This window comes from Pseudomonas sp. LAMO17WK12:I1 (genome assembly GCF_900177315.1).
GTDB classification, from domain to species: Bacteria; Pseudomonadota; Gammaproteobacteria; order Pseudomonadales; family Pseudomonadaceae; genus Aquipseudomonas; species Aquipseudomonas marginalis.
Map to the genome: position 1 here is coordinate 252,855 of NZ_FWZV01000003.1, position 14,194 is coordinate 267,048.

Below are 14,194 nucleotides of genomic sequence, written 5' to 3' on the forward strand. Positions count from 1 at the left end.
TCTATGGGGTGCTCCTGAGAGCGCCTGCAACACCGTGAGGTAAGGGTCATGAATCGCTATGTTTCCGTTCTGGCATTGAGTGGGATTGCCGTGCTCGCGGGCTGTGTCGCCCCGACGCCAAAACCCAATGACCCGTACTACGCGCCGGTGTTGCCGCGCACGCCGTTGCCGGCGGCGGCCAACAATGGCTCGATCTACCAGGCCGGTTTCGAACAGAACCTGTACAGCGACCGCAAGGCGTTCCGCGTGGGTGACATCATCACCATCACCCTGAACGAGAGAACGACGGCCAGCAAGAACGCCAACTCCCAGGTGGACAAGACCAGCACCAACAGCATTGGGCTGAGCTCGTTGTTTGGTGCCGTACCGAATACCAATAACCCGCTGGGCAGCGGCGACTTGAGCCTCAACGCAGGGTACAGCGGCAACCGTGCCACCAACGGCAAGAGCGCCGCAGGGCAGGGCAATAGCCTCACCGGCTCGATCACCGTGACCGTCGCGGATGTGTTGCCCAACGGCATCATCGCCGTACGCGGTGAAAAGTGGATGACCCTCAATACCGGTGATGAGTTGGTGCGTATTGCCGGGATGGTGCGGGCCGATGACATTGCGACTGACAACACTGTGCCCTCGACGCGCATTGCCGATGCACGCATTACCTACTCGGGTACGGGTTCGTTCGCTGATGCGAGTCAGCCGGGCTGGTTCGACCGTTTCTTCCTTAGCCCGCTGTTCCCTTTCTAGGTGGCCACTTTGAAACTCAAACAGCTGATGGCGGCGGCACTCCTGCTGAGTCTGAGCGCAGTCGCCCAGGCCGAACGCCTGAAAGACATCGCCAGCATCTCTGGCGTGCGTTCCAACCAGTTGATCGGCTACGGCCTAGTGGTGGGGCTCAACGGTACGGGCGACCAGACCACCCAGACCCCGTTCACCCTGCAGACCTTCAACAACATGCTGTCGCAGTTCGGCATCAAGGTGCCGGCGGGTTCGGGCAACGTGCAGTTGAAGAACGTCGCGGCGGTGTCGATCAGTGCCGACTTGCCGGCGTTTTCCAAGCCGGGCCAGGTGGTCGACATCACCGTGTCGTCCATCGGTAACTCCAAAAGCCTGCGGGGCGGCACCCTGCTGATGACCCCGCTGAAAGGTATCGACGGCAACGTCTACGCCATCGCCCAGGGCAACCTGGTGGTGGGCGGGTTTGATGCTGAAGGTCGCGACGGTTCGAAGATCACCGTCAACGTGCCGTCGGCCGGGCGTATCCCGGGTGGCGCTACGGTTGAACGTACGGTGCCGAGCGGTTTCAACCAGGGCAACAGCCTGACCTTGAACCTCAACCGTTCGGACTTCACCACCGCCAAGCGTGTAGTCGACAAGATCAACGACATGCTCGGCCCTGGCGTGGCCCAGGCCATCGACGGCGGCTCGATCCGCGTCACCGCGCCGCTGGACCCCAGCCAGCGCGTGGACTACCTGTCGATCCTGGAAAACCTGGAGGTCGATCCGGGCCAGGCGGTGGCCAAGGTCATCATCAATTCGCGTACCGGTACCATCGTGATCGGCCAGAACGTCAAGGTCTCGCCGGCGGCGGTGACCCACGGCAGCCTGACCGTGACCATCACCGAAGACCCGATCGTCAGCCAGCCTGGGCCGTTGTCCAATGGCCAGACGGCGGTGGTGCCACGCTCGCGAGTGAATGCCCAGCAAGAAGCCAAGCCAATGTTCAAGTTCGGCCCGGGCACGACCCTGGATGAGATTGTACGTGCGGTGAACCAGGTGGGCGCAGCGCCAGGCGACTTGATGGCGATCCTCGAAGCGTTGAAGCAGGCCGGCGCGTTGCAAGCCGACCTGATCGTGATTTAAGGCCATGGCCATGGACATGCGTAACAGCGGCCTGACCAGCACGGCGGATTCGGGTTCGTATTCCGACTTGAATCGCCTGAACCAACTGAAGGTCGGCGACAAGAACAGCGAAGGCAACATGCGCAAGGTGGCGCAGGAATTCGAGTCGCTGTTCTTGAGCGAGATGCTCAAGTCCATGCGCTCGGCCACCGAGGCCCTGGGCAAGGACAACCCGATGAACACCCCGGCCGCCAAGCAGTACCAGGAAATGTACGACCAGCAACTGGCGGTTTCCATGTCCCGCGAAGGCGGCGGCATCGGCCTGGCCGATGTGCTGATGCGCCAGATGCAGAAGAACAAGCCGGTGGACGCCCAGGCGGCCACCTTGCAGGGCCCGGCGGCGGCCGAGGCGGTCAAGAAAGTCGATGTGCCGACGCAAATTGCCGCCGGCACCCAGGCCGAGGGCCCACTGGGGCGTTCCAATGGCCAGCGTCCACTGTGGGCCTATCGCGTGGCGGAGCCCCAGGCGGGCGCTGCAGCGGCCCACAGCAACGACATCGCACTGATGAACCAGCGCCGTATCGCCTTGCCGAGCAAGCTGACCGATCGCCTGCTCGCCGGTATCGTGCCGAGCACCGACACCACCACCGTTGCCCAGGCGGCGCCGCTGCGTAACAGCGCGGCCGCCGACAATGTGGTCAACAGCACCGCGCGCACGTTTGCCGTGCCGAGCGGGCGCATGCAGGTCTACGGCCGCGCCGTGGCCCAGCCGCCATTGGCACCGGTGAAGAAGGCGTTCAGCTCCCAGGATGAGTTTGTCGCGACCATGTTGCCGATGGCCAAGGCGGCGGCCGCGCGTATCGGCGTCGATCCGAAGTACCTGGTGGCCCAGGCCGCCCTGGAAACCGGTTGGGGCAAGTCGGTGATGCGCGCCGAAGATGGCAGCAGCAGCCACAACCTGTTCGGCATCAAGGCCGGCCAGAGCTGGCAGGGCGGCCAGGCCCGTGCGATCACCAGCGAGTTTCGTGATGGGGCGATGGTCAAGGAAACGGCGCAGTTCCGTTCCTACGCCTCCTATCAGGACAGCTTCCATGATCTCGTGACATTGCTGCAAAGCAATGATCGCTATAAAGAAGTTGTGAAATCGGCCGATAACCCCGAACAGTTTGTACGCGAGTTGCAAAAAGCCGGGTACGCCACGGACCCGGCCTACGCCAGCAAGATTTCGCAGATCGCAAAAACCATGAACAGTTACCAGAATTACGCTGCCGCGGGCGCGACCACTCATTTATAAGGTCTGAACCATGAGTTTGCTCAATATCGGGATGTCGGGGCTTAACGCCGCTCAAGGATCGTTGTCGGTCTTGAGTAACAACATCGCCAACGCCAATACCGCGGGCTATTCGCGTCAGCAGACCACCCAGAGCGCAAATGCGTCGAACCAGTATGGCGGCGTGTTCATCGGCAGCGGTACCACCCTGGCCGACGTGCGTCGGGTGTACAACGAATACCTGGACACCGCCTACCAGAACAGCACCTCGCTCAACAGCGATGCCAAGGCTTACCTGGATCAGGTCAGTGCCGTCGACAAGACCCTGTCGGACAAGACCACTGGCATGTCGGCGGTACTCAGTTCGTTCTTCGCTGCTGTGCAGACCGCCTCGGCGAACCCCAACGATACCTCGGCCCGCCAGATCCTGCTCACGAACGCCCAGACGCTGAGCAATCGGTTCAACTCCATTTCCAGCCAGTTGAGCCAGCAGAAAGAGACCATTAACAGCCAGTTGTCCTCGATGAGCGATCAGGTCAACCAACTGACTTCGTCGATTGCCTCTCTCAACAAGCAGATCGCCCAGGTGCAGGGTTCTTCGAACACCACCCCGGCCAACCTGCTGGACTCCCGCGCCGAAGCCGTGCGCTCGCTCAATGAGCTGATCGGTGTGACCGCCACTGAGAAGAACGGTGTGTTCAGCGTCAGCACCGGTAGCGGCCAATCCCTGGTGCTGGGTGATAAGTCCAATACCATTTCCGCCGTACCGAGCAAGAGCGACACCAGCCAGTACACGATCCAGCTCAATGCGGCCGGCGGTACGACGATGGACCTGGGCAACGTGATCAGCGGCGGCAGCATCGGCGGCCTGTTGCGCTATCGCAGCGACGCGTTGATTCCTGCGATCAATGACCTGGGGCGCATCGCGATTGCCACCGCCGATACGGTCAACAGCCAGTTGGGCCAGGGCCTGGACCTCAATGGCGAGTTCGGCGCCTCGATGTTCACCGACATCAACAACGCTGCCTCGGTTGCCCTGCGTAGCCTGGCTGCCCAAGGCAACCTGGGCGACGGCGCCCTGGGCGTGACGATCAAGGACACCACTCAGCTGACCAACTTCGATTACAAGGTCAGCTTCAACGACGGCACCGACCTCAACAAGATCACGGTACTGCGTTCCGACGGCAAGGCCATGGGCACCTATGACCTCAGTGCCACGCCGCCTCCGGTCATCGATGGGTTCACCCTGGCGGTCAAGAGCGGTACGGTGCAGGCCGGTGACAGCTTCAAGGTCAGCCCCACCGCCAACGGCGCCAAGGAAATCGGCACGGTCCTCAGCGACCCCAGCAAGATTGCCTTTGCCGCGCCGTTGCAGGGCGAGGCCAGCAAGACCAACCAGGGCACCGGCACCTTCACGCCGCCGACGCTCACCGTGCCCCTGGACATACAGGGTGGTGCCGATACGGCACAACTGCGTACCGGCATCGAATACTCGATGCCGGTGAAGATGGTTTTCGGTAAACCGGCGGCCGATGGCACCCAGCCTTATACGCTGAGTAACGCCCAGGGCGATCCCATCGGTTCCGGCACCATCATTCCGGGACAGGCCAATAAGATCAGCATCAGCGTGCCGATGCGTGATGCCAGCGGTGCCTTGGTGTCGCCAGCCAAGAGCTTCAGTTTCGACACCACGGTGGGCGGTTCGCCGGCCAACGGCGACGGCACCTCGTTCTCGTTCAATGCCACCGGCAAGTCCGACAATCGCAACGCCCAGGCACTGCTCGACCTGCAGACCAAGGCAACCGTGGGCCTGGCGGCCGATGGCAGCGGCGGCACCAGCCTGGTGGGCGCCAACAGCAAGCTGGTCTCCACCGTCGGCGCCAAGGCCGCTTCGGCCGGCACTGACAACACCGCTACCGGTGCGCTGCTGGCCGCCAACAAGAACGCGCGCAACTCCGTATCCCAGGTGAACCTGGATGAGGAGGCGGGCGACATGATCAAGTTCCAGCAGTACTACACGGCGTCGTCGCAGATCATCAAGGCTGCGCAAGAAACCTTCAGCACGCTGATCAATAGTCTTTAAGGGAGTCTGGGACGATGCGCATTTCTACACAGCAGTATTACGACACCAGTGCCGTCAAGTATCAGAACAACTATTCCAGCGTTGTGAAGGCCCAGGAACAGGCGAGCTCCGGCGTGCGTGTACAGACCGCTTCGGATGATCCGGTTGCCGCCCAGCGCTTGCTGATGCTGCAACAGCAAAAAGACATGCTCGCCCAGTACAGCGGCAATATCACCAGCATTCAAAATACCCTGACGAACGAAGAAAGCGTGCTGGAGGCGATCAATACAACGATCCAGGCCGGCAGCCAGTTGGCGCTGCGTGCGGGTGGCGTGACCAGTGATGCTGACCGCAAGTCCATCTCGGTCGAGGTGGGCGCGCTTGAAAATCAGCTGTTGGGTTTGCTTAACAGCAAGGATGCGGCGGGCAACTATCTGTTCTCCGGTTCCAAGACCGATACGCCGCCGTATTCGCGCAACAATGATGGTACTTATAGCTATCAAGGCGACGAAAACGAGCTGAGCCTGCAGGTTTCCGAGACGCTGAAGGTGCGCACCAGCGATACGGGCAAGACCATCCTGGAAGGCGCGGTCAACACCAGCCGCACCCAAGCCACCTACACGACGCCTGCAACGGTGGATGACCACAAGGTCGCGATCTCGGCAGGCCTGGTAACGTCGGGCATCGATTACACCAAGCAGTTTGCCGACGGCCAGCCCTATAAGGTGACCTTTACCAGTAGCACGCAGTACGTTGTGACCGACAAGGACAACAACGACATTACTTCGCAGCTTCCAGGTAATGGTACGTTCGACTCCACCAAGGAAGGCAGCGCCAGTATCAATGTGCGCGGGGTCAAATTCGATATCACCGCGGACCTCACCGGCGTGGCCACCGGGCCGGATGCCGATGCGTTGGTCGCAGGGCGTGAGTTCACCCTGGCCGCCAAGCCGGACGCGTTCAATGTCTCTCGCACCGCAAGCAACACTTCGGCGGCGCAACTGACCAATGCCCGCGTCAGCAGTGCAGCCGACTACTCCAGTACGTTTCCCAACAGCGGCGTACTGATCAAGTTCGACGATGTCGACCCGACTGCTTATAAGGTGTATGCCCAGCCGTATACCCCCGACAGCAAGCCGATTGTCGATAATGGCGTGATCGTCAGCGGTACGCCGCCAGCCAAGGACACGATCACCGCCGCGGGTGTCACCTTCGAGTTGAGCGGTACGCCGAACACCGGCGATCAGTTTTCGGTCGGCAACACCACCCAGAAAACCCAGAATGCCCTCGACACCCTGAGCCAGCTGCGCCAGGCCCTGGAACAGCCGGCGGATGGTATTCCCGGTGCGCGGGTCAAGCTTCAGGACGCCCTGAACGCCGCGGTCAGTAACCTGACCAACTCGGCCGACCAGGTGGACAACGTGCGTGGCTCCATCGGTGCGCGACAGAATGCACTCACGGTGCAGTCCAGTGAAAACACCAGTGTCGGCCTGGCCAACAAGACCACGATGAGTGACCTGGCCAACATTGACATGGGCGAGGCAGCGATCAACCTGACCCTGCAGCAAACCATGCTGGAGGCCTCGCAGCTGGCTTTCGTGAAAGTCTCGCAGTTGAGCCTGTTCAACAAGATGTAAGTGGCGTCAAGTCAAGCGGCCCGCTCTGGAAACAGGGCGGGCCGCTGCCGTTTCTGGGACTTAATTGTTTGAAGGTTTTGCACAAAGCACACACAATTGAGTGACCTGTGAGTCATAAAGCGCATCTTCACTGTATCGTGTGAAAAGGATAAGTCGTCACAGGGTCCTTGCGGGGCGGCTTTCAGCGAGATTTTTATGGGGTTATCCCCTTTATTGTCAGCACTCCAGGCCACGTCTGGGGTGTTCTCCAGCTATTTAGTATTGGGAAGCCACAATGATTGGCATAAAAAGCATCGCCAGTTACGTGCCGGCAGACGGGATCGATAACTACGCCCAGGGTGCCAAGTTCGCCAAGGATGAAGAATTCATCATCGGCAAGATCGGTTCGGCGTTCCTGCCGCGCAAGGAAGTCGCGCAGGAAACCTCCGACCTGTGTGTCGAGGCGGTCAACGCTTTGTTTGCCAACAACCCGGATTTGAAGCGCGAGTCCATCGATGCCCTGATCGTCGTCACCCAGAACGGCGATGAAGAGGGTTTGCCCCACACGGCCGCGATCGTCCAGGACAAACTCGGCCTGCCCACCCACGTGGCGGCGTTTGATATTTCCCTGGGCTGCTCCGGCTACGTCTACGGCATCTACGCGATGAAGGGCTTCATGGAAGCCACCGGCCTGAAAAACGGCCTGTTGGTCACCGCCGACCCGTATTCGAAGATCGTCGACCCGGAAGACCGCAACACCACCATGCTGTTCGGCGATGCCGCCACCGCCACCTGGATGGGCGAAGACGCGCCGTGGTTGCTGGGCAAGTCCAAGTTCGGCACCGACGGTTCCGGCGCACCGCATCTCAAGGTCAGCGATGGCGTGTTCTTCATGAACGGTCGCCAGGTGTTCAACTTCGCCTTGCTCAAGGTGCCCGCGCATTTGCACGAGCTGCTCGACGAGTCGGACCTTGCGGCCGATGACATAGATGCGTTCTGCATTCACCAGGGCAGTGCGGCGATTGTCGACGCCGTGGCCCGGCGTTTCGAAGATGCGCCGGTGGAGAAGTTCATCAAGGACATGGTCGAGACCGGCAACACCGTGTCTTCGAGCATTCCGTTGCTGCTGGAAAAGCATGTGATGGACGCCACCTGGAAGCGCGTAGCAATCAGCGGTTTTGGCGTGGGCCTGTCGTGGGGGTCGGCGATTCTCTATCGTCCGTGACGCTTCGATAGACTGCTTTCTGCGTAAAAGCAAACGCCGATGCTCGAAAGAGCATCGGCGTTTTTTATTTGGCGCCAGAAAACCCAATGAAATATGGGTTTTTGGCCGTCGTAAGCCCTTGAATTACAAGGGGTGGCACGGCGCCATTAAAAAAATCAAAAAAAATCCTCAAGCAACCGGCTACCACGACGATAACTATTACGTAGGTTCTCAGGCCACACCCGGCGGTTGCCAGGGCCGGAAGCCGCAGTATCCATCCAACGAGGATTTCGTCATGGCTTTAACAGTAAACACCAACATTGCTTCGATCACTACTCAGGGCAACCTGAACAAAGCCGGCGGCGCCCTGGCCACCTCCATGCAGCGCCTGTCTTCCGGCCTGCGTATCAACAGCGCTAAAGACGACGCAGCCGGCCTGCAGATCGCTAACCGCCTGACCAGCCAAATCAACGGCCTGGGCCAAGCAGTAAAAAACGTGAACGACGGTATCTCCATCGCTCAGACCGCTGAAGGCGCGATGCAGGCTTCGACCGACATCCTGCAAAAAATGCGTACCCTGGCTCTGTCTTCCGCGACTGGCTCCCTCAGCGCTGACGACCGTAAGTCGAACAACGACGAATACCAGGCCCTGACTTCGGAACTGACCCGTATCTCGCAAACCACTACTTTCGGTGGCCAGAAGCTGCTGGACGGTTCGTACGGTACCAAAGCCATCCAGGTTGGCGCTAACGCTAACGAAACCATCAACCTGAGCCTGGAAAACGTTGCAGCCAACAACATTGGTTCGCAGCAGATCAAAACCAAGGCCATCGTGCCTAGCGCAACTGGCCTGGCTGGCGGCGACATCACTGTTACCGGCAACGGTCAGACCAAAACCGTAACTTACGCTGCAGGCGCTTCGGCTAAAGACATCGCTGCGGGCCTGAACGGTTCGATCGGTGGCCTGACCGCTACCGCCAGCACTGAAGTCAAACTGGAAGTAGGCGCTGCCACTCCGTCGAACTTCAAACTGGCTGTAGGTAGCGGTAATGCTGTTGATTTCGTCGGCGTGAAGGACCTGGCCGGCCTGGCTGACCAGCTGAAATCGAACGCTGCCAAACTGGGCATCAGCGTTAACTACGACGAATCCAACAAAACCCTGTCGGTTAAGTCGGACTCCGGCGAAAACCTGTCGTTCTCGGGTGCTGATGCCAACGCCCAGACCAACATCCTGGTTGGCGCTAAAGACGGCGCTGGCGCATTCGCCACCCCGGCTGCTCTGGGTGCTGCTGCAATCGTTGTGACCGGTCAGGTTTCCCTGGATTCGGCTAAAGGCTACTCCCTGAGCGACGCTGGTACTGGTGTATCGGACTTGTTCTCGGCTGCTACCGTTTCGTCGACCAAGACCACTATCTCTAACACCGACGTGACCGATGCTACCAACGCTCAAAACGCGCTGGCTGTTATCGACAAGGCCATCGGCACCATTGACGGCGTTCGTTCGGGCCTGGGTGCTACTCAGAACCGTCTGACTACCACTGCAGACAACCTGCAGAACATTCAGAAGAACTCCACCGCTGCACGTTCCACCGTTCAGGACGTCGACTTCGCTTCCGAAACCGCCGAACTGACCAAGCAACAAACCCTGCAATCGGCCTCCACCGCGATCCTGTCGCAGGCTAACCAGCTGCCATCCGCTGTACTGAAGCTGCTTCAGTAATTCCAGCGCTTGGTAACTAACGGAAGGGCGCGTCTACGTGCCCTTCCGTTTTTTCGGTTTAGAGGAGATTGGACATGGACATGAGTGTAAAGCTGAACCAGTCTTATCCGCCGGTTGCACCTAAAAGCGCGCCTGCACCGATAGCAGCAACTGACAAAAGCGTCACCAAAGTCCAGGAAACACCGGCCACAGGCAAAGAGCCTGAGCGTGCCGACCTGGAAAAAGCAGTCACTGATATTCGCGAATTCGTACAAGCGGCCCAGCGCAAACTGGACTTTTCCATTGATGACTCCACCCACCGTGTGGTGGTCAAGGTCATCGCCACCGACAGTGGTGAAGTGATTCGCCAGATCCCGTCGGAAACGGCATTGAAGCTGGCACAGAACCTTTCCAGCGCAAGCAACCTGTTGTTTGACGACAAAGTCTGAGCTGGCATGAAACTTGTTGCTGTCGTGGCTTGAGGCGTAATAAGTCAAGATAACGGCAGCCACCGAACAGGAGATAGATGATGGCGGGTTCAACGGTAAGTGGTATCGGTTCGAATATCGATACGCAAGCGATCGTGACATCCTTGGTTAACGCCGAAAAGGTGCCCAAGCAGACGCAGATCAATACCGCGTCCGCGAAAGCGACCACCACGCTGTCTTCGATCGGCAAGGTTCAGGCAGCGCTGGATGCGTTTCGTAACGCCCTGGACACCATGTCCAAGGACAGCAGCTTCACCGGTTTGAGCGGTTCGTCGTCGGATGAAAAGACCGCGACCATGACGGCCAGCAATACGGCCTCGAACGGCAGCTTCCGGTTGATCGTCGACCAGTTGGCCCAGGCGTCCAAGCTGTCGAGCAAGATCTTCAGCGGTGGCACTTCGACGGTTGTCAACGCGACGGATAAGCCGACCACGTTGACCATCAGTCAGTCCGGCAAGGCTTACGACCTCAGCGTTCCAGCCGGCGCGACCCTGCAGCAGGTACGTGACTCGATCAATACGCAGTTTGGCACGTCGGGGCTGAGTGCCAACATCCAGACCGATTCCAACGGTTCTCGATTGATCCTGACCTCTACCAATATGGGGACGGGCTCGGACCTCACGCTGTCTGGCACCTCGGGGCTGGATGTGGGCGCCACGGTCGTTGATCCTCCCAAGGATGCGCAATACAGCATTGATGGGGTTGCGTCTGTGTCCAAGTCCAACACCATCACTGGTGCTCTTAGTGGCGTGGATATCAAGCTGGTAGCTACGTCGACTTACAAAACGGGCAGTGAGGGTGAAAAGAACGCCACGCTCATCACCGTCAGCACCAACAACACCGCGCTCAAGTCCGGGGTCAAGGGGTTCATTGACACCTACAACGCCCTGATCACAGCGATGAACGCCGAAACCAAGGTCACCACGAACCTGGACGGCAGCACCACTGCGGCAGCGTTGACGGGTGACTCGACCATGCGTTCGTTGCAGAGCACGATCCGCAATGAGTTCAACGCGCTGTCGGGCAACGGGGCCTTCAAGTCCCTGGCTCAGTTCGGCGTGACCACCAGTTCGACCACTGGTCTGCTGGCGATTGATGACAAAAAGTGGGACGCGGCGGTTAAAACCAACGGGGCCGACATCAACAGTATGTTCAGTGGCAAAGACGGCATGCTGGCGCGGATGAAAAGCGCCACGGATGACTTTGCCAAGGCAAGCACCGGGATCCTGGCGACGCGCTCTACCTCCTTGTCGAACACGTTGAAGGATCTGACCAAGGATCAAGCCACGCTCGACGAGCGCATGACCCTGCTCACCAGCAGCCTGTCGGCCAAATACAACGCCATGGACACCCTGGTCGCCCAATTGCGTCAGCAAAGCACCAGTGTCATGACCACACTCAATGCGTTGAACAACGTCAAAACCAATTCTTGATCCCCTGCTGATGCAAAAAGGCCAGGCAAACTGCCTGGCTTTTTTTATCGGGGTACGACTGGCCCTAAAGCTTTTTGCGGGTCAGTCGACATATTGGTTACTAGAATCCTTTTCGCTGTCGCCTGTCACGAGGTAGAAACATGAATCCCATGAGAGCCCTTCGCCAATACCAGAAGGTCAATTCCCATGCTCAGATCTCCGAAGCCAGCCCACATCGCCTGGTGCAGATGCTGATGGAAGGCGGGCTGGACCGTATGGCCCAGGCCAAGGGGGCGCTGGCGCGTGGCGACATCGCCCAGAAGGGCCTGATGCTGGGCAAGGCCATCGATATCGTGATCGGCCTGCGCGACGGCCTGAATGCTGAAAAGAGTGACAACCCGGCTTACGTCCAGCAGTTGGAAAGTCTGTATGCGTACATGACCAACCGTCTGATGGAAGCGAACCTGCATAACGATGCCGACATGATCGACGAAGTCGCCCGTTTGCTGATTACCGTGAAAGAAGGCTGGGATGCCATCGCTGTGCCACAGGCTGCAACCGAGTAAGGCGCAGCAGAGAAGGGCCTGAGGGCCTTGAGGAATACGTCATGAGCCAAGCATTGCAACGCATTGATGAAACCCGTGAAGCGCTGATCGGCGCGCTGGCAGACCGTAACTGGGACGCCATTGGCGAGCTGGACATGGGCTGTCGCAACGTGATCGACGAGGTGCTCAGCGAAGCGCCGGTGGATGAGGATGCGTTGCGTGAAAAGCTTGAGAGCCTGTTGGCGGTATACCAGCAGTTGCTTGAGGTGACGACGGGCGAGCGCCAGGCGATTTTTGAAGAGATGTCGCAGATCAACCAAGCGAAGAACGCGTCAAAGGTTTACCATTTGTTCGGCTGAACAGGCGCAGTTAATCCGAACGGCGCGTCATAAATTTGACCGTGCCAGCTTTTTTGACTTAACTAGTGCTGTTTTCAGATTTCAGACGTCTATAAAGTAAGAAGTCTTACGGCCGTCTCGATTGCCCCTACACTGGGCAGAGCGTTTTACTAGGGAAGTTGCTATTGCATGTGGCGTGAAACCAAAATTCTGCTGATCGATGACGATAGCGTCCGCCGCCGCGATTTAGCGGTGATTTTGAATTTTCTTGGCGAAGAAAATCTGCCCTGCGGCAGCCATGACTGGCAGCAGGTAGTCAGCTCATTGTCATCGAGCCGTGAAGTCATCTGTGTGCTGATCGGGACGGTAAACGCTCCTGGCGCTGTTTTGGGCTTGTTAAAGACACTGTCAACCTGGGATGAGTTCCTTCCGGTGTTGCTAATAGGCGATATTTCTTCTGTCGACCTGCCCGAAGACCAGCGCCGTCGTGTGCTTTCCACCCTGGAAATGCCCCCCAGCTACAGCAAACTGCTCGATTCCCTGCACCGTGCCCAGGTCTATCGCGAGATGTACGACCAGGCCCGCGAGCGCGGTCGCCACCGCGAACCCAACCTGTTCCGCAGCCTGGTCGGCACCAGCCGTGCCATCCAGCACGTGCGCCAGATGATGCAGCAGGTGGCCGATACCGACGCCAGCGTGCTGATCCTCGGCGAGTCGGGCACCGGCAAGGAAGTGGTCGCGCGCAACCTGCACTACCACTCCAAGCGCCGCGACGGGCCTTTTGTGCCGGTCAACTGCGGAGCGATCCCGGCAGAGCTGCTCGAAAGCGAATTGTTCGGCCACGAGAAGGGCGCCTTTACCGGGGCGATCACCAGCCGTGCCGGGCGTTTCGAGCTGGCCAACGGCGGCACCCTGTTCCTCGACGAAATCGGCGACATGCCGTTGCCGATGCAGGTCAAGCTGCTGCGCGTCTTGCAGGAGCGCACCTTCGAGCGCGTGGGCAGTAACAAGACCCAGAGCGTCGACGTGCGCATCATCGCCGCGACCCACAAGAACCTCGAAAGCATGATCGAGGTCGGCAGCTTCCGCGAAGACCTGTACTACCGCCTCAACGTATTCCCGATCGAGATGGCCCCGCTGCGTGAGCGCGTGGAAGATATCCCGCTGCTGATGAACGAACTGATCTCGCGCATGGAGCACGAAAAGCGCGGTTCGATCCGCTTCAACTCGGCCGCGATCATGTCCCTGTGCCGCCATGGCTGGCCGGGCAACGTCCGGGAGCTGGCCAACCTGGTGGAGCGCATGGCGATCATGCATCCCTACGGTGTGATCGGCGTGGTCGAGCTGCCGAAGAAATTCCGCTACGTCGACGACGAAGATGAGCAACTGGTCGACAGCCTGCGCAGCGACATGGAAGAACGGGTTGCCATCAACGGCCACACCCCGGACTTCGGCTCCACCGCCATGCTGCCGCCCGAAGGCCTGGACTTGAAAGACTACCTCGGCAACCTCGAGCAGGGGTTGATCCAGCAGGCCTTGGACGACGCCAACGGCATCGTCGCCCGTGCCGCCGAGCGCCTGCGCATCCGTCGAACCACCCTGGTGGAGAAGATGCGCAAGTACGGAATGAGCCGCAAAGAAGGTGATGAACAGGCAGATGATTGACGCCTGTTTTCCAAACCGCTGATATTTCAGCGGTTTTTTTTCGGCACAACTATTGC

Annotated in this window: 12 protein-coding genes; all 12 read left to right on the plus strand. The window is 59.3% G+C overall.

Features of this window, described 5'->3' with window-relative positions; all coding sequences use genetic code 11:
- The first annotated feature begins 48 nt into the window (after positions 1-48).
- The 12 genes from flgH to B9N88_RS06350 all read left to right on the plus strand — a co-directional run bounded on the left by flgH (position 49) and on the right by B9N88_RS06350 (position 14,138).
- Positions 49-744, plus strand: coding sequence for a flagellar basal body L-ring protein FlgH (flgH, locus tag B9N88_RS06295; protein WP_027603836.1), 696 nt, complete (start codon positions 49-51; stop codon positions 742-744).
- Positions 745-771: 27 nt separating this feature from the next.
- A complete protein-coding gene (locus tag B9N88_RS06300) occupies positions 772-1,860 on the plus strand; it encodes a flagellar basal body P-ring protein FlgI (protein WP_033901075.1) in 1,089 nt (362 codons plus the stop codon).
- A 4-nt stretch (positions 1,861-1,864) separates the two neighbouring features.
- Positions 1,865-3,133 (plus strand): flagellar assembly peptidoglycan hydrolase FlgJ, encoded by a 1,269-nt coding sequence (gene flgJ / locus B9N88_RS06305; RefSeq protein WP_027603838.1) that lies wholly within the window; start codon positions 1,865-1,867, stop codon positions 3,131-3,133.
- 10 nt (positions 3,134-3,143) lie between these two features.
- Positions 3,144-5,192 carry a flagellar hook-associated protein FlgK gene (gene flgK / locus B9N88_RS06310; RefSeq protein ID WP_027603839.1) on the plus strand — a complete coding sequence of 683 codons (2,049 nt, stop codon included), beginning with the start codon at positions 3,144-3,146 and terminating at the stop codon, positions 5,190-5,192.
- A gap of 14 nt (positions 5,193-5,206) precedes the next feature.
- Positions 5,207-6,808: a flagellar hook-associated protein 3 gene (locus tag B9N88_RS06315; RefSeq protein WP_027603840.1), complete on the plus strand. Its 1,602-nt coding sequence runs from the start codon at positions 5,207-5,209 to the stop codon at positions 6,806-6,808.
- Between the two features lie 274 nt (positions 6,809-7,082).
- The gene (locus tag B9N88_RS06320; RefSeq protein ID WP_027603841.1) at positions 7,083-8,012 is read left to right on the plus strand and encodes a ketoacyl-ACP synthase III; all 930 of its coding nucleotides are present in this window, start codon (positions 7,083-7,085) and stop codon (positions 8,010-8,012) included.
- A 274-nt stretch (positions 8,013-8,286) separates the two neighbouring features.
- Positions 8,287-9,711: a flagellin N-terminal helical domain-containing protein gene (locus B9N88_RS06325; protein ID WP_027603842.1), complete on the plus strand. Its 1,425-nt coding sequence runs from the start codon at positions 8,287-8,289 to the stop codon at positions 9,709-9,711.
- 74 nt (positions 9,712-9,785) lie between these two features.
- On the plus strand, positions 9,786-10,139 hold the full coding sequence (locus B9N88_RS06330; protein WP_027603843.1) for a flagellar protein FlaG: 354 nt from the start codon (positions 9,786-9,788) through the stop codon (positions 10,137-10,139).
- Between the two features lie 80 nt (positions 10,140-10,219).
- Positions 10,220-11,611 carry a flagellar filament capping protein FliD gene (fliD, locus tag B9N88_RS06335; RefSeq protein ID WP_027603844.1) on the plus strand — a complete coding sequence of 464 codons (1,392 nt, stop codon included), beginning with the start codon at positions 10,220-10,222 and terminating at the stop codon, positions 11,609-11,611.
- Between the two features lie 140 nt (positions 11,612-11,751).
- Complete coding sequence (fliS, locus tag B9N88_RS06340) at positions 11,752-12,156, plus strand: flagellar export chaperone FliS (protein ID WP_027603845.1); 405 nt, start codon at positions 11,752-11,754, stop codon at positions 12,154-12,156.
- A 41-nt stretch (positions 12,157-12,197) separates the two neighbouring features.
- Positions 12,198-12,494, plus strand: a complete 297-nt coding sequence (fliT, locus tag B9N88_RS06345) for a flagellar protein FliT (protein WP_027603846.1) — start codon at positions 12,198-12,200, stop codon at positions 12,492-12,494.
- Positions 12,495-12,662: 168 nt separating this feature from the next.
- Positions 12,663-14,138: a sigma-54 dependent transcriptional regulator gene (locus B9N88_RS06350; protein ID WP_027603847.1), complete on the plus strand. Its 1,476-nt coding sequence runs from the start codon at positions 12,663-12,665 to the stop codon at positions 14,136-14,138.
- The last annotated feature ends 56 nt before the right edge of the window (positions 14,139-14,194 follow it).